This is a genomic window from Pseudomonas artemisiae, from assembly GCF_057128685.1.
The window spans coordinates 1-15,708 of the sequence record NZ_JBSKHS010000018.1 but is presented as its reverse complement, the minus strand read 5'-3'; the positions used below and the strand labels follow the sequence as shown (position 1 = coordinate 15,708).

Genomic DNA, 15,708 nt, shown 5'->3' with positions numbered 1-15,708 from the left:
CATTGGGCCTGATATATGCCGTAGAATCGGCTTTTGCCAGGTAACCTGAGACCGCCCCATGGCCAAGCTCTACAGCGCGCGCAGCCGCGCCATCGAACCCTTTCATGTGATGGCTTTACTGGCCCGTGCTAACGAGCTCCAGGCTGCGGGCAATGATGTGATTCACCTTGAAATCGGCGAACCGGATTTCACCACCGCCGCGCCTATCGTAGCCGCGGGCCAGGCCGCGCTTGCGGCGGGCCACACTGGCTATACCGCCGCCCGTGGGCTGCCAGCGTTACGTCAGGCAATCGCTGGTTTTTATGGTCAGCGCTATGGTGTGGACATCGACCCCGGCCGCGTGATGGTAACCCCTGGGGGGTCTGGCGCATTGCTATTGGCCAGCGCATTGCTGGTCGACCCCGGTCAGCACTGGCTGCTGGCGGACCCAGGCTACCCTTGCAACCGACACTTCCTGCGCTTGGTAGAAGGCGATGCACAACTGGTACCGGTCGGCCCCGCAGAGCACTACCAACTAAACCCAGAACTCGTGGCTCGCCACTGGAACGCTCAATCCGTAGGCGCGCTGGTGGCGTCTCCTGCAAACCCGACGGGTGCGGTGCTGGGGCTAGAAGCGCTGAAGGCGCTAAGCCAAGCGGTAAGGGCACAAGATGGGCATCTGGTGGTAGATGAGATCTATCACGGCCTTACCTACGGCTTGGACGCCCACACGGTGCTTGAAGTAGACGATGACGCATTCGTGCTCAATAGCTTTTCCAAATACTTTGGGATGACCGGATGGCGCCTGGGCTGGTTGGTGGCGCCTACGGAGGCGGTGAGTGAACTGGAAAAGCTTGCCCAGAACCTGTACATCAGCGCGCCGAGCATTGCCCAACATGCTGCTTTGGCCTGCTTTGAGCCAGCCACCTTGGGCATTCTGGAACAGCGCCGCGAGGCATTCCAAGCCCGGCGCGACTTCCTGCTGCCTGCATTACGTGGCTTGGGTTTCGACATTGCGGTAGAGCCTGAAGGGGCTTTCTATCTTTATGCCGATATCAGCCGCTTTGGTGGAGATGCCTTCGAGTTCTCAAGATTCTTCCTGGAGCAGGAATACGTAGCCTTCACCCCAGGGCTGGACTTTGGCAAGCACTTGGCGCGCCAGCATGTGCGCTTTGCCTACACCCAGGCCCTGCCTCGCCTAGAGCAGGCAGTCGAGCGCATTGCCCGTGGCTTGCAGCGGTGGCAGGGCTGATGCGTTTCGAACCACCCTTGGAAACCGCGACCTTGATTCGTCGCTATAAGCGCTTCCTGGCCGACGTACAGCTGGCTGATGGCAGCTGCATCACCCTGCATTGCCCCAATACCGGCTCGATGCTCAACTGCATGAAGCCTGGCGGGCAGGTATGGTTCAGCCGCTCTGACAACCCTGCGCGCAAGCTGCCCGGCACCTGGGAGATAGCCGAGACCCCCCAGGGGCGCCTGGCTTGCATCAACACTGGGCGTGCCAATCGCATAGTGGAGGAAGCGTTGCTGGCAGGCGCCATTGCCGAGCTTGCCGGGTTTACCGTGCTTCGCCGTGAAGTGCGCTATGGGGAGGAAAATAGCCGGGTGGATTTTCATCTGCGCTATCCAGATGGCGAAGCCTATGTGGAGGTCAAAAGCGTGACCCTAGGTTTCGAAGGTACTGCTGTTGCGGCCTTTCCCGACTCGGTGACCCAGCGAGGGGCCAAGCACTTGCGCGAGCTTGCCGCGCTTTCACGGCGCGGGGTGCGCGCTGTGCAGCTGTTTTGCGTCAACCTTACAGGCGTGGAGGCGGTACGCCCGGCTTGGGAGGTCGACGACGCATACGCCCAGGCGCTACGGGCCGCCGTGGACAGCGGGGTGGAGGTATTGGCTTATGGCGTATGCCTCACGCCGGAGGCAGTGTTCATCGACCGTCGATTGGCCTTGCACTGGAGCTAGCCACAGGCGATACACAGGCAAAAAAAGACCCGGCATGTGCCGGGTCAATAACCGTGATTAGCCTGATGAGGAGATAAGCTCAGTCCGAACCACCGGGCTGCTTATCGGCTGATCTCGCGACCAGTTGTGCTAATCATAACTATTCTCATTTGAGAGTCAAGTGCAAATTGAGAATTAGTTCGTTCCTGGGTCGGTGTGCGTCAGTTGCTGGTTTAGTGCATTGATTTTCTGCGCCATGCTTTCAATCAGGCTATGGGCGATTCTAGGGTTGGCAGCCGTCATCGCCAGGAATTGATCCTTGGGGATCAGCATTACTGTGCAGGCCGTAGCCGCAACCACGGTGGCTGTACGCTTTTCTTCCGTAAACACGGCCATGGCACCGAAAATTTCTTCCTTAGCCACGTCGCCTACTTTTAGCCCATCCACAAAAGCCTCGGCGTGGCCTTCGATGATGATAAACACATGATCGGGCTCATCGCCCTGACGGATCAACACTTCGCCTGCCGCCACGTGCTTGTAGCCGTTGCTGCTATGGTATTCAGCCGGCTTTGTTTGCGCCACGGCTTGAGCCAATAGCCAAGCCTGGCCCCCTAGGTAGTCAGCAAGCAGCTGGCCACGGCCTTGGTTGCACAGGTGTGCCATGGCCGGTCGCCGTGGGTAGGCCAACAGGCGCAGTGGTACTACGCTACGGTAGCGGCAGGGGAAGCCCTCAGGGGCGGGCGCCAAATTAAGCAGGTCGCCTTCGCCTACGTAAAACAGGCTGCGCTCGTTCAGGCTCACATGAACCAGGCCTGCTTCTACGCGGTAAAGGTTCTCGGCAAGCAGATGGCCCTCCAAGGCGATGCCAGAGGGTAGCTCCAAAGCCTGGTCATCCGCCTGTGCGCCTTCCAGCAACACGTCTGAAATGCTCTGCAATCTGGTGATCCATTGCTCGGCATACGCCGATTGCTCCCCAATCAGATACATGGTTCGTCCTCAGCTTGGCTGGCGCATGGGGTTAGGTTTTTGAGTGTAACGGCAGGCGGGCCTCGAAGGCCTTGTTCAGGGCTTCTTTGCGCTCCGCCGACAACTCGTTCCAATGCACGCCCAGTAACGCGCCCTCAATCGCATAGAGCAATACGCGTGAGGCACGAAAGCCGCGGGTTTTAACGGCCCGATAAGCGTCTACCGCCCCTAGCCGCCGCAGGTCCGCCGCGCTGTGGATGCCCACGGCATGTAGCCACTGGGCAGAGGTTTTACCGAGATTTCGCAGGTCCTGTAGCTCGTCGTTCATCCGCGCTCCTGGTTGAGCGGCTAAGCCGCGGCCTTGCGTTGAAGGTTAGCGGGCCTGGCTCATTTCGTTCGATAACGCAGCCGCGTGCCAAAATTCACTGACATAAGGATTTCGTCCGCGCTCAACTCCACAGGGAAATATGCGCCGGATATTTGCGCATGGGCCAGGGACGCACCCTCGAGCGAGGCTTCGCGAAAATCGATACCGCGCAGGTCCGCGGAGCGGAAATACGCGTCAGTGAAATTCACGCCTTGGGCATCCAGATCGCGCAGGTCAAGGCCCCTGAAGTCCCCGCTGGTGAAGTCGACCGCGCCTGACTGGCGCTTCTCTTCATTAAAGACTTTGATGTTTTCTTCTCTTACGAGGTTGAAAAGCGGCGAATCGATAAGGCGGGGTTGAGTCATGGCGGCGTCTCCGTAAAGGTGGCGCCATCATAATGGCACCACCCAGCGCGCGAAGGTGTGGACTGGTTCACGCCGTGCCGAGATTAAAGCCCCGGCAGTCGCTGGCGAATGGCATCGAGCAGGGTATCGACGCTATGGGCGTCGTGGGTAGCAATCTGCCGAGCGGCAAGCAGCTCTTCGGCGGTCAGCGGATCACGGCCCTGCTCCTGAGCCGCAATCACCTGCAAGGTTGCGTCGGAAGGGTCTGGGTCATGCAGGTTGGCCTGGCGTTGGCTCAGCCAGCTTTCAATGACGGCGCGGGGCGCATCGCAGTCAAGGATGATGAAAGGTACGCCTTGCTCCTGGGCAACGGCCTGGGCCTTGGCCCGTTGGGGCTGCTTGAGGTAGGTAGCGTCTATCACCACGGGCAGGCCAGCGGCCAATACCGCCAGCGCCAGGCCATGCAGGCGGTCGTAAGTCGCCTCGCTGGACAGTTCGCTGTACAAGGCTTCGGTGTCCTGTTGTTCGGCTGCGGTAAACATCCGTTTGCGTTCTATATCCGAGCGCAGGCGAATGGCGCCAAGCCCCTCGACCAGGCGCAGCGCTACGTGGCTTTTGCCCACGGCCGACACGCCGCTGGTGATGGCCAGGAAGCGCGATGGAATGGCGCTGTAGCTTTCAGCCAGGGCCGCGTAGTTACGGTACTGGCGCAGCGAGGTGACACGTTGAAGCCCATCGGCGTTGGTCGGCATGCTGAACAGCGCCACCTTCGCGCGCACCATGGCGCGGTAGGCCTTATAGAAGTTGAGCAGTGGCAGCCCAGCGTAATCGCCGGTGAGCTCCAGGTAGCGGCTGATAAACCGCCGCGAGAGGCATTTTAGCCCGCGGTCCTCAAGGTCCATGGCCAGGAAGGCGATGTCTGCGTAGACATCGGTCATGCGGAAGGGGTCGTTGAACTCGATGCAATCGAAAATCACCACCTTACCGTCGATAAGGGTGGCGTTGCCCAGGTGAAGGTCACCGTGGCATTCACGGATGAACCCGTCGGCCTTGCGCGCTTGCAGCAGTGGCAGCAAGCGATCGTACTCGGCGCTGGCCCAACCCTTGAGGGCCTCGAGCTGCGCCAGGTCGGCAGCCTCGGAAAGGAACGGGCGCACTTGCTCGAAGTTCTGTGCCACGGGGGCCATGGCGCTCTCGGGCGAGCCTTCCTCCAGTTCGACCGGCACCCTTGGCGCGGCTTCGTGGAACGTGGCTATCTGTTGCGCCATGGCATCAATGTGCTCGCTGCCCAGCTCACCGTGTGCCTGGAGGGTGTTGAGCAATTGGCTCTGGGGGAACTGGCGCATTTTTACGGCATATTCGATGGCCGTGCCTTCGCCGCCGAGGGCAGGGGTGCCTTCGCTGCCGGTAATGGCGACTACTTCCAGGTAAAGCGCTTCTGCCAGGCGCTTATTCAGACGCAGTTCTTCCTGGCAGAAGTGCTGGCGCGCGCTGAGGGTGGTGAAGTCCAGAAAGCCGAAATTGACCGGTTTCTTTATTTTGTACGCGTATTGGCCGGTGAGGATCACCCAGGAGATATGGGTTTCGATAAGCTCGAAGGCGTCGACCGGGTGAGGGTAGAGCGCCGGGTTCTGCAGCGCGGCGATGAGGGCTTGGCTCACGAAAAATCCTTATGCGATCGAGGGGCATTGCCGTTCATTATGGCGGCTTGTGCCAGGGCTGCAAACTGCAACAAGGTTTCTGTTTGCCGCTGCGCAAACTGCGTATAATCCGCCGCCATGACTCGTAGCCGATCCCCCCGCAAACCCTCCCGTTCCTCCCCAAGCCGCGCCCGTACCTGGTTAGGCTGGGCCCTTAAGCTTGGCCTGGTAGGCCTTGTGGCGCTGGCCGGCGTGGCCATCTACCTGGACGCCGTGGTTCAGGAGAAATTTTCCGGCAAGCGCTGGACGATCCCCGCCAAGGTATACGCCCGCCCGCTTGAACTGTTCGTGGGGCAAAAACTCCAGATCAAAGATTTTCTCACCGAGCTCGATGCCTTGGGTTATCGGCGCGTCACCGCCGTGGACGGGCCAGGGCAGGTCGCCGTGGCTGGCAATACCGTGTCACTCAATACCCGGGGGTTCCAGTTCTACGAAGGCCTGGAGCAGGCGCGGCCTGTGCGGGTTCGATTCTCGGGGGATTACGTCGCCGAACTGGGCAGCGCGGGTGGTGAAAAACTACCCGTGGTACGCCTTGAGCCATTGATGATCGGCGGGATTTATCCCAAAAACCTTGAAGATCGCATCCTGATCAAGCTCGATCAGGTGCCGCCTTACCTGGTGGACACCCTGGTCACCGTAGAAGATCGGGACTTCTACCACCACTTTGGCGTATCGCTTAAATCCATCGCGCGGGCGGTGTACATCAATGCGTCTTCCGGCCATATGCGCCAGGGCGGCAGCACCCTCACCCAACAACTGGTCAAAAACTTTTACCTGACCAACGAACGCAGCCTGAGCCGAAAGCTGACCGAAGCCATGATGGCCGTGTTGCTGGAAATGCATTACAGCAAGCAGGAGATCCTTGAGGCCTACCTCAACGAGGTGTTCATCGGCCAGGATGGGCAGCGGGCGGTGCACGGCTTTGGCCTGGCCAGCCAGTTCTTCTTCAGCCAACCCTTGTCAGAACTGCGTCTGCATCAGGTGGCCTTGTTGGTGGGTATGGTAAAAGGGCCTTCCTCTTATAACCCACGCCGCTACCCTGAGCGCGCGCTGGAGCGCCGCAACCTGGTATTGGACCTGCTTCAGGAGCAAGGCGTGGCCTCGGCCGAAGCCGTGGCCGCGGCAAAGAAAATGCCCTTGGGCGTGACCCAACGCGGCAGCCTGGCCGACAGTTCCTTCCCAGCGTTCCTTGACCTGGTGAAACGCCAGCTGCGAGACGATTACCGGGACGAAGACCTCACCGGCGAGGGCTTGCGCATCTTCACCAGCTTCGACCCCATTCTGCAGATGAAGGCCGAGGCGGCCGTCGGAGAAAGCTTCAAGCGTTTCTCGGCACGCAAGGGTGGTGATGCAATGGAAACCGCCATGGTGGTGACCAACCCGGAAAGCGGCGAGGTGCAGGCCCTGGTGGGTAGCCGCCAGGCAGGGTTCGCTGGTTTCAACCGGGCGCTCGATGCTGTGCGGCCTATTGGTTCGTTGGTCAAGCCGGCCATTTATCTGACGGCCTTGGAAAAACCCAGCCAGTACACCTTGACCAGTTGGATCAAGGACGAACCTTTCTCCGTGAAGGGCGCCGATGGCCAGGTGTGGACGCCGCAAAACTATGAGCGCGGTTCCAACGGCACGATTTTCCTGTATCAGGGGCTGGCGCATTCCTACAACCTATCCAGTGCCCGCCTTGGCCTGGACCTCGGCATACCGAACGTCTTCAAAACCCTGGGCAAGCTGGGAGTCGATGTAGACTGGCCAGCCTATCCCTCGATGCTGCTGGGCGCGGGCGCGCTGTCGCCATTGCAGGTCGCAACTGTCTACCAGACCATTGCCAACGGCGGCTACAACACCCCCATGCGCGGCATTCGCAGCGTACTCACCGCTGAAGGGGAGCCACTCAAACGCTACCCCTTCCAGATCCAGCAGCGCTTCGACCCAGGCAGCATCTACCTGATTCAAACCGCCATGCAGCGGGTGGTACGCGAGGGCACGGCACGCTCGGTATACAACGTGCTGCCATCGTCGTTGAACTTGGCGGGCAAAACCGGGACTACCAATGAATCCCGTGACAGCTGGTTCGCAGGCTTTAGCCAGGACCTGCTCGCCGTGGTGTGGATGGGCCGTGATGACAACGGTAAAACGCCCTATACCGGCGCTACTGGCGCCTTGCAGGTGTGGACCAACTTTATGCGCAAGGCAGACCCACTGCCCTTGGCCATGGCGGTTCCAGACAATATCGTGATGGCCTGGGTCGATGCTCAAACCGGCCAAGGCTCGGCGGAAGGGTGCTCCAACGCAGTACAAATGCCTTACATCCGTGGCAGCGAGCCCGCGCCGGGTGTGGCTTGCAACGTCAGCCCCGATGCGCCCGCGCCGGTGATGGACTGGATTAAAGGCTGGCTGAATTGACTCGAGGAACGAACGTGAACAAGTGGTGGTTGCCCCTGCTAACCGCAGCCGTGTTGCTGCATGGTTGCGCCAGCGTGCCCCGTGGCGCGATCCCCGTCGTGGACCAGAGCTCGGCGGTTTCCAATAGCGAGCGAGTATCGGCCAAGCGCAGTGGTGCTTACCGTGCACCGGTGCCTACCGCGCCGGTACAGGCAGTGCCCCAGGACAGCGGCGTCACGGTTATGGTGCCTACGTCCAGCGCACCGATTCAGGCCACGGCAGCCCCCATCAGTACCGGGCCTATCACCCCAGGGCCGGTCACCAATGGCCCGGCCTATACGCCGCCAAGCCCGCCTGCCGCCAGCACCGGCAGCGTCTATACCGCCCCGCCCAGTGCACCCAGTGGGATTCCCTCCAATAGCCATGCAAGCGCTGGCTTGTCCGCGGACGAGCAGCTCGACGGGCCGGTGCTGGCGTTGTTGACCACCGCGCAACAGCAACAAGGTGGAGGGGACCTCAATGGTGCCTCCTCCAGCCTTGAGCGCGCTCAGCGTATCGCGCCCAGAGAGCCACAGGTATTGTTCCGCCTGGCTCAGGTACGGTTGGCCCAAGGCGACGCCGCGCAGGCGGAGCAATTCGCGCGTCGGGCGCTGGGCTACGCCAATGGCCGGCCAGACTTACAATCACGCTTGTGGGAAATCATCGCTCAGGCGCGGGAAAAACAGGGCGATGCCGCTGGCGCTGCCCTGGCTCGTAAGAACGCTCGGGGTTGATGGACATGGATAGCCGCTTACCCGCGATCGCCGACCAGTTATTGCTGATCGAACAAGCGCTGCGTCAGGAGGGGTACTGGTCCCAGTCCCCTCCCAGCCCAGAGGCCTTGGCCAGCCCTGAACCCTTCTGCGTGGACACGCTGGACTTCGAGCAGTGGCTGCAGTGGATTTTCCTGCCCCGCATGAAGGTCATTGTCGAGCAGGGGCTGGCGTTGCCCGCGGCCTCAGGCATCCTGGCCATGGCAGAGATGGTCTACTCAACTCGCCCAGGCCAGAGTGCCGCGCTGATGGCCTCGCTACGGCAATTCGACCTGTTGATCACCGAGCACGGCAAAGCCTAGGCCTAGCACCAGGGCAGGGTGCGTCAATGGCATTGGTCCGCAATGGATTTGCGCGTTTCGGCAATCTGGTCCTGGCGTTCCTTCTCAGTCAAACGGCGTAGCTCCCCGTCTACTTCCTGGCGCACCCGGGGGTTGTTATTCAACTGCGCCAGGTTGGTACGTGCCTGCTGGCAGAACTCTTTTGTCTTTTGTTCCTGTTCCGCGACTTGCTCGCGCACTTGGGCGTCGGCGGTCTTCTGCTCGGGGTCGTTGTCCACATCCTCGTCATCCGGCGCGCTTTTGGGCGAGCTGGCCGGAGGTGGCGCGTGAGTGTCGATGGGCGTGGCCACTTGGCCGACCGGGGGCTTGGCATCAAAGTGAGTTACGCCACTGGCGTCGACCCATTTGTACACCTGGGCTGCGTGCAGCGGCGCGGTTGCAGCCAACATCAAGAAGGCTGCCAGGCAGGGGAAGCGCATGTCTGCTCCGTTGGTCAAAGGGTGGCAACCTGCAAATTACCACAGATGCAGAAAGCCTACAGAGCGCTTGACTTGAGAGGGGCTATTCACAACAATCCAAAGTCCGCTGTGACGGGACTGCCAGAAGCAGACTCGCCCAGCAGATCATGAGGCGCACACCCGCGCCGACCTGTTACACCCGCAACGCGTTACCTCGCGCTGGGTGGGAACCCCCCGCAACACTTGGGGAAGTCCCAATACTTGCTCAGTCAGTGCTGACGTAGTCGGCGACCACCGTCGCTCATGCTCTGCTAGGCAGTAAAACCTAATGGTCCCGTCCTACAAGGCGGTATTCTGGCGTTTTAGAGGTGAACAACGTGGAGCTCTTATCCGGCGCTGAGATGATCGTCCGCTTTTTGCGTGACGAAGGTGTCAAGCACATCTACGGGTACCCTGGCGGTGCTCTCCTTCATGTTTACGATGCCTTGTTCAAGGAACCCGATGTGGCTCACATCCTGGTTCGCCACGAACAGGCTGCCACTCACATGGCCGACGGCTATGCCCGTGCCACCGGCAAGGCCGGTGTAGTACTGGTGACCTCTGGCCCTGGCGCTACCAACGCCATTACCGGGATCGCCACCGCTTACATGGACTCGATCCCCATGGTGGTGCTGTCTGGCCAGGTGCCTAGCACCATGGTCGGCACAGACGCTTTCCAGGAAACCGACATGATTGGTATTTCCCGGCCTATCGTGAAGCATAGCTTCATGATCAAGCACGCCTCGGAAATCCCAGACATTTTGAAGAAAGCTTTTTACCTGGCCGAGTCAGGTCGCCCGGGCCCAGTGGTGGTGGATATCCCCAAGGATATGACCAACCCTGCTGAAAAATTCGAATACCTGTACCCCAAGAAGGTCAAGCTGCGGTCTTATTCACCGGCGGTTCGTGGCCATTCGGGGCAAATTCGCAAAGCAGCCGAAATGCTCGTGGCAGCCCAACGCCCAGTTATCTATGCCGGCGGCGGCGTGATCCTCGGCGGTGCCTCTGCGCCTTTGACCGAACTGGCGCGCCTGCTCAATGCCCCGGTCACCAATACCTTGATGGGGCTGGGCGCCTACCCGGGCACGGACCGGCAGTTTGTGGGTATGCTCGGCATGCACGGTAGCTATACCGCGAACATGACCATGCATAACGCCGATGTGATCCTGGCGGTAGGCGCGCGCTTCGATGACCGGGTCATCAACGGCGCGGCAAAATTCTGCCCCAATGCCAAGATTATTCACGTAGACATCGACCCTGCGTCCATCTCCAAGACCATCAAGGCCGACGTGCCTATCGTGGGGCCGGTCGAAAGCGTGCTTACCGACATGGTTGCGGCCTATAAAGAGCTCGGGCAAGTGCCGAGCGAGCAAGCCGTTGCCCAATGGTGGAAGCAGATCGAACAATGGCGCGGGGAACATGGCATGTTCCCGTATACGCAGCCTGACGGCCCGCTAATCAAGCCGCAAACGGTCATTCGAACGCTGTGGGAAGTTACCGAAGGTGATGCCTTCATCACCTCGGACGTAGGCCAGCATCAGATGTTCGCGGCCCAGCACTACCCATTCGACAAGCCCAATCGTTGGATCAACTCAGGCGGCCTGGGCACCATGGGCTTCGGCTTCCCGGCCGCCATGGGGGTCAAGCTCAACTTCCCCGAGGACGACGTGGCCTGCGTGACCGGCGAAGGCAGTATCCAGATGAACATTCAGGAACTGTCCACCTGTATGCAGTACGGTTTGCCGGTGAAAATCGTCAACCTCAACAACGGCGTACTGGGCATGGTTCGCCAATGGCAGGACATGATCTACAGCAGCCGACACTCCCATTCGTACATGGAGTCACTACCGGACTTCGTCAAACTGGCTGAGGCGTACGGGCATGTCGGGATGCGCATCACCGACCTGAAAGACCTGAAGCCAAAAATGGCCGAAGCCTTCGCCATGAAGGACCGCCTGGTCTTCCTGGATATCCAGGTCGATACCAGCGAGCACGTCTACCCCATGCAGATCAAAGACGGCTCGATGCGTGACATGTGGCTGAGCAAGACGGAGCGGACCTGACCATGCGGCACATTATCTCTTTGCTGTTGGAAAACGAGCCTGGCGCGTTGTCCCGGGTCGTTGGGCTGTTCTCTCAGCGCAACTACAACATCGAAAGCCTTACGGTAGCGGCAACCGAAGACCCAACGCTGTCGCGCCTGACGTTGACCACCTTTGGCCATGATGAGGTGATCGAGCAAATCACCAAAAACCTCAACAAGCTGGTAGAGGTGGTCAAGCTGGTGGACCTGTCCGAGAGCGCTCATATCGAGCGCGAACTGATGCTGGTCAAGATCAAGGCTACCGGTGCCCAGCGCGCGGAAATCAAACGCACCACGGATATCTTCCGTGGGCAGATCGTTGATGTGACGAGCAGCGTTTATACCGTGCAACTGACGGGTACCAGCGACAAGCTAGACAGCTTCATTCAGGCCGTGGGTACAACGTCCATTCTCGAGACCGTGCGCAGTGGCGTTACAGGTATCGCGCGTGGCGACAAAGTACTGAGCATCTAACTCTTTTTTTGCAAATGGCTTGCGGGCCAGGATAACCAGGGGAATTTCATGAAAGTTTATTACGACAAAGACTGCGACCTGTCCATCATCCAGGGCAAGAAAGTCGCCATCATCGGTTATGGCTCGCAGGGCCACGCTCAGGCCTGCAACCTGAAAGATTCCGGTGTGGATGTCGTCGTAGGCCTGCGTAAAGGCTCGGCCACTGTGGCCAAGGCCCAGGCCCATGGCCTGAAGGTCACCGACGTGGCCAGCGCCGTAGCATCCGCCGACTTGGTGATGATCCTGACGCCAGACGAATTCCAATCCCGTCTGTACAAAGACGAAGTGGAGCCGAACCTCAAACAGGGCGCAACTTTGGCGTTCTCCCACGGCTTTGCCATTCATTACAACCAGATCGTGCCCCGTGGCGACCTGGACGTGATCATGATCGCCCCTAAAGCGCCGGGCCATACCGTTCGGTCGGAATTCGTCAAAGGCGGCGGTATCCCTGACCTGATCGCTATCTATCAGGATGCGTCTGGCAATGCCAAGAACGTTGCCTTGTCCTACGCCGCGGGCGTGGGCGGTGGCCGCACTGGCATCATCGAGACCACTTTCAAGGACGAAACCGAAACCGACTTGTTTGGTGAGCAGGCTGTACTCTGCGGTGGCGCGGTCGAGTTGGTCAAAGCAGGCTTCGAAACCCTGGTGGAAGCGGGCTATGCGCCGGAAATGGCCTATTTCGAGTGCTTGCATGAGCTCAAGCTGATCGTTGACCTCATGTATGAAGGCGGTATCGCCAACATGAACTACTCGATCTCCAACAACGCCGAGTACGGCGAGTACGTGACTGGCCCGGAAGTTATCAACGACGAGTCGCGCAAAGCCATGCGCAACGCCCTCAAGCGCATTCAGGACGGTGAATACGCCAAGATGTTCATCGCTGAAGGTGCGGCCAACTACCCCTCCATGACGGCACGTCGACGCAACAACGCCGCTCATGGCATTGAAGTGATCGGCGAGCAACTGCGTTCGATGATGCCTTGGATCTCGGCCAACAAGATCGTTGACAAAGCAAAGAATTGATTCACGCTGTTACCGGAAAACGCGGCCTAGGCCGCGTTTTTTCGTTTCGTCGGCTGGCTTCTGGTATTAAGCTGCAACGTTTGCGGCCGAACCCTCGCCCTGGGCGCCGGTCGATATTTTTCACACGTTGCAAGGTACCTTTTATGAGCGAACGCCCCGAAGAGCCGAACGCGGCCCTTGATCCCGAAAGCTTGCTCCCTATCGATGAGCACGTTGAAGAGAGTCAGGACGCCGAAGGGCGCAAAGTCCGCCACCGTGGCATCTATCTGCTACCAAACCTGTTCACTACCGCGAACCTGTTCGCAGGCTTTTATTCGATCATCAATTCCATCACTGCCCAAAGTGCGCTAAGCGCGGGTAACTCCGCGGACGCGGTCAAGTACTACTCTTTCGCGGCCATCGCCATCTTCGTGGCCATGGTGCTGGATGGGCTTGATGGGCGGGTCGCACGCATGACCAACACTCAGAGCGCATTCGGGGCCGAGTACGATTCTCTCTCGGACATGATTGCCTTTGGGATGGCGCCGGCCCTCTTGGCCTTCGTATGGGCCCTTGGGGCCATGGGCAAAGTGGGCTGGATGGTGGCCTTCATTTATGTAGCTGGCGCCGCCTTGCGTCTGGCCCGCTTTAACACGCAGGTAGGCAAGGCTGACAAACGCTACTTTATTGGCCTGGCCAGCCCTGCGGCGGCAGGGGTAGTAGCCGGTACGGTATGGGCGCTCAGTGATCTGGATATACCCGGGGCCAAGCTTTCCTTCCTGGTGGCCATTCTGGTAGCTGGCGCTGGGATGCTGATGGTCAGCAATATTAAGTACAACAGTTTCAAGGAGCTGGACCTCAAAGGCCGTGTGCCTTTCGTGGCTATCTTGGCCGTGGTGTTAGTGTTTGCCGTCGTGTTTATCGACCCACCACGCATCCTGCTGCTGATTTTCCTGGTGTATGCAGCCTCCGGCCCTGTACAACATTTGTTGCGTCTTCGTCGGCACAGGTGAAATAAATCAGGGCACACTTCGTCCTACGGTTTTACAGCCGGCAATACGGAGCGTGCCCATGATGATCAAAATCCCACCAGCCTCGGCTTGCCATGAGTCCGGGGTCACCCCGGAAGCGTCCTACCTTTCTCGCCGCAAGTTAATGTCGCTTGGCGCTGCGCTTGCGGCAGGCTCAGCGTTTCCTGCCTGGGCCATTGCGGGCGAGGCCTCTGCCTATGAGGGCGTAGCTCCCGGCAAAGCCCCGGCATGGTTCAAGGCTAAGCTCGATCATGCTCACTGGCAGGCCATCTCTGCGGCGGGGGAGAGCATCACGCCCTTCAAGGACGCCAGTACCTATAATAATTTCTACGAGTTCGGTACCGATAAAGGAGACCCCTCGAAGAATGCCAGTAGCCTGGTGACTGAACCTTGGTCGGTTGTGGTAGAGGGTGAAGTTGGTAAGCCTGGCAAGTTCGCCCTGGAGGATTTCGTCAAACCCTACCAGTTGGAGGAGCGGATCTATCGCCTGCGCTGCGTTGAAGCCTGGTCGATGGTTATCCCTTGGCTGGGCTTTCCGCTTGCCAGCATTCTCAAGCAGGTAGAGCCTACCTCTCAGGCACGGTTCGTTCGCTTCGAAACCTTGCAAGACTCCGCCACCATGCCAGGCCAGCGTTCTAGCTTCTCTTATATAAACTGGCCGTACGAAGAGGGGCTGCGGCTTGATGAGGCCATGCATCCGCTTACCATAATGGCGGTGGGCATGTACGGCCGTGAGCTGCCGAACCAGAACGGCGCCCCCTTGCGCCTGGTAGTGCCATGGAAGTATGGGTTCAAGAGCATCAAGTCGATCGTGCGGATCAGCTTGGTCAAGGAACAGCCTCGCACCACTTGGCAAAGTATTGCGTCCGATGAGTACGGGTTTTACGCGAACGTCAATCCACAGGTCGATCATCCCCGCTGGACCCAAGCAAGGGAGCGGCGGCTACCGAGTGGATTGTTCGCGCCTAACGTGCGAGAAACCCAGATGTTCAATGGCTATGCGGATGAAGTCGCTCCCCTGTATGCGGGGCTTGATCTGAAGGTGAACTACTGATGCGTTATCCCTGGTTTCGATTGGCCGTATTCGTTGGCATCGCAGCGTGGCCAGTGCTGTGGCTCTATCAAGCTTGGATTTTTGCGCTCGGGCCAGACCCAGGCAAGGTATTACTAGAGCGTCTTGGGCTAGGCGCGCTGATATTGCTACTGATCACCCTAAGTATGACGCCTTTGCAGCGCATTACGGGTTGGAGTGGCTGGATCGTCACTCGGCGCCAGTTAGGCCTCTGGTGCTTTGCCTATGCGATGCTGCACCTGGTTTCGTACCTGTTCTTCGTGCTTGGGCTGGATCTGAGCCAATTGGGCGTGGAGCTTCGTAAACGACCTTATATTATCGTCGGTGCTTTGGCCTGGCTGATTCTGCTGGTGCTGGCCTGCACGTCGAACCGAGCCAGTCAGCGCAAGCTCGGCACGCGGTGGCGCAAGCTGCATAAGGCTACCTATGTCGTCCTCGGGTTGGCACTGCTGCATTTCCTCTGGGTGGTTCGGGCAAACTGGAGTGAATGGGCCATTTATGCGGGCATTGGCGCGTTATTGATCCTGCTTCGCGTTCCACCTGTTGCGCGGCTATTAAAGCGAAGCACGAATAAAACCACTATTTCCAAAAGAAGCGCTTGACGCTTCTTTGAAACCCTTTATACTGCGCCCCACTTCCAGCGGCAACGGAACGGCAAACGCCTTGAGTATCAATGGGTTAGCCGGTTTGAAGGGGTTGGAAGCGGCTTCGGTTTCCGGATCGGCGCGGTGAAAAAGG

Annotated in this window: 17 protein-coding genes; 11 read left to right on the top strand and 6 right to left on the bottom strand. The window is 59.3% G+C overall.

All coding sequences use genetic code 11. The features are described 5' to 3' along the window. Positions 1 to 58: 58 nt before the first annotated feature. The gene (locus ACWKV4_RS17805) at positions 59 to 1,231 is read left to right on the top strand and encodes a pyridoxal phosphate-dependent aminotransferase (RefSeq protein ID WP_483833434.1); all 1,173 of its coding nucleotides are present in this window, start codon (positions 59 to 61) and stop codon (positions 1,229 to 1,231) included. Then, the gene (sfsA, locus tag ACWKV4_RS17800) at positions 1,231 to 1,941 is read left to right on the top strand and encodes a DNA/RNA nuclease SfsA (protein ID WP_483833433.1); all 711 of its coding nucleotides are present in this window, start codon (positions 1,231 to 1,233) and stop codon (positions 1,939 to 1,941) included. The genes ACWKV4_RS17805 and sfsA overlap by 1 nt, the downstream gene beginning before the upstream one ends. 174 nt (positions 1,942 to 2,115) lie before the next feature. Here the strand turns inward: sfsA and ACWKV4_RS17795 are convergent, their stop codons facing one another. From ACWKV4_RS17795 to ACWKV4_RS17780, 4 genes are all read right to left on the bottom strand, one after another. Next, positions 2,116 to 2,907, bottom strand: coding sequence for a Crp/Fnr family transcriptional regulator (locus ACWKV4_RS17795; protein ID WP_483833432.1), 792 nt, complete (start codon positions 2,905 to 2,907; stop codon positions 2,116 to 2,118). Between the two features lie 31 nt (positions 2,908 to 2,938). Further along, positions 2,939 to 3,214 carry a TfoX/Sxy family protein gene (locus tag ACWKV4_RS17790; protein WP_483833431.1) on the bottom strand — a complete coding sequence of 92 codons (276 nt, stop codon included), beginning with the start codon at positions 3,212 to 3,214 and terminating at the stop codon, positions 2,939 to 2,941. Between the two features lie 59 nt (positions 3,215 to 3,273). Continuing rightward, positions 3,274 to 3,618 (bottom strand): pentapeptide repeat-containing protein, encoded by a 345-nt coding sequence (locus ACWKV4_RS17785; RefSeq protein WP_483833430.1) that lies wholly within the window; start codon positions 3,616 to 3,618, stop codon positions 3,274 to 3,276. 83 nt (positions 3,619 to 3,701) lie between these two features. Continuing rightward, positions 3,702 to 5,258, bottom strand: a complete 1,557-nt coding sequence (locus tag ACWKV4_RS17780; RefSeq protein ID WP_483833429.1) for a bifunctional aminoglycoside phosphotransferase/ATP-binding protein — start codon at positions 5,256 to 5,258, stop codon at positions 3,702 to 3,704. Positions 5,259 to 5,375: 117 nt separating this feature from the next. Here ACWKV4_RS17780 and mrcB point away from each other — a divergent pair, with 117 nt between their 5' ends. Genes mrcB through ACWKV4_RS17765 form a run of 3 tightly spaced genes read left to right on the top strand, consistent with a single transcriptional unit; the run spans position 5,376 to position 8,790 of the window. After that, positions 5,376 to 7,697, top strand: coding sequence for a penicillin-binding protein 1B (mrcB, locus tag ACWKV4_RS17775; protein ID WP_483833428.1), 2,322 nt, complete (start codon positions 5,376 to 5,378; stop codon positions 7,695 to 7,697). Positions 7,698 to 7,711: 14 nt separating this feature from the next. Further along, positions 7,712 to 8,449: a tetratricopeptide repeat protein gene (locus ACWKV4_RS17770; protein WP_483833427.1), complete on the top strand. Its 738-nt coding sequence runs from the start codon at positions 7,712 to 7,714 to the stop codon at positions 8,447 to 8,449. A 5-nt stretch (positions 8,450 to 8,454) separates the two neighbouring features. After that, positions 8,455 to 8,790: a YqcC family protein gene (locus ACWKV4_RS17765; protein WP_483833426.1), complete on the top strand. Its 336-nt coding sequence runs from the start codon at positions 8,455 to 8,457 to the stop codon at positions 8,788 to 8,790. Positions 8,791 to 8,813: 23 nt separating this feature from the next. Here the strand turns inward: ACWKV4_RS17765 and ACWKV4_RS17760 are convergent, their stop codons facing one another. Continuing rightward, the gene (locus ACWKV4_RS17760; RefSeq protein ID WP_483833425.1) at positions 8,814 to 9,248 is read right to left on the bottom strand and encodes a DUF4124 domain-containing protein; all 435 of its coding nucleotides are present in this window, start codon (positions 9,246 to 9,248) and stop codon (positions 8,814 to 8,816) included. A gap of 356 nt (positions 9,249 to 9,604) precedes the next feature. Here ACWKV4_RS17760 and ACWKV4_RS17755 point away from each other — a divergent pair, with 356 nt between their 5' ends. The 6 genes from ACWKV4_RS17755 to msrQ all read left to right on the top strand — a co-directional run bounded on the left by ACWKV4_RS17755 (position 9,605) and on the right by msrQ (position 15,572). Further along, positions 9,605 to 11,329: an acetolactate synthase 3 large subunit gene (locus ACWKV4_RS17755; RefSeq protein ID WP_483833424.1), complete on the top strand. Its 1,725-nt coding sequence runs from the start codon at positions 9,605 to 9,607 to the stop codon at positions 11,327 to 11,329. A 2-nt stretch (positions 11,330 to 11,331) separates the two neighbouring features. Further along, a complete protein-coding gene (gene ilvN, locus ACWKV4_RS17750; RefSeq protein ID WP_483833423.1) occupies positions 11,332 to 11,823 on the top strand; it encodes an acetolactate synthase small subunit in 492 nt (163 codons plus the stop codon). Positions 11,824 to 11,871: 48 nt separating this feature from the next. Further along, positions 11,872 to 12,888 (top strand): ketol-acid reductoisomerase, encoded by a 1,017-nt coding sequence (ilvC, locus tag ACWKV4_RS17745; RefSeq protein ID WP_483833422.1) that lies wholly within the window; start codon positions 11,872 to 11,874, stop codon positions 12,886 to 12,888. A gap of 143 nt (positions 12,889 to 13,031) precedes the next feature. Beyond that, the gene (gene pssA / locus ACWKV4_RS17740) at positions 13,032 to 13,880 is read left to right on the top strand and encodes a CDP-diacylglycerol--serine O-phosphatidyltransferase (protein WP_483833421.1); all 849 of its coding nucleotides are present in this window, start codon (positions 13,032 to 13,034) and stop codon (positions 13,878 to 13,880) included. 58 nt (positions 13,881 to 13,938) lie between these two features. Next, complete coding sequence (msrP, locus tag ACWKV4_RS17735) at positions 13,939 to 14,952, top strand: protein-methionine-sulfoxide reductase catalytic subunit MsrP (protein WP_483833420.1); 1,014 nt, start codon at positions 13,939 to 13,941, stop codon at positions 14,950 to 14,952. Beyond that, entirely contained in the window at positions 14,952 to 15,572 is a 621-nt protein-coding gene (gene msrQ, locus ACWKV4_RS17730; protein ID WP_483833419.1) for a protein-methionine-sulfoxide reductase heme-binding subunit MsrQ, read from the top strand. Before msrP ends, msrQ begins: the two co-directional genes overlap by 1 nt. On the opposite strand, the gene ACWKV4_RS17725 is transcribed toward msrQ, so the two are convergent. Further along, positions 15,525 to 15,708, bottom strand: a 184-nt coding sequence (locus ACWKV4_RS17725) for a hypothetical protein (protein WP_483833418.1), incomplete at its 5' end; no start/stop codon positions are given. The two genes, msrQ and ACWKV4_RS17725, sit on opposite strands and share 48 nt — an antisense overlap.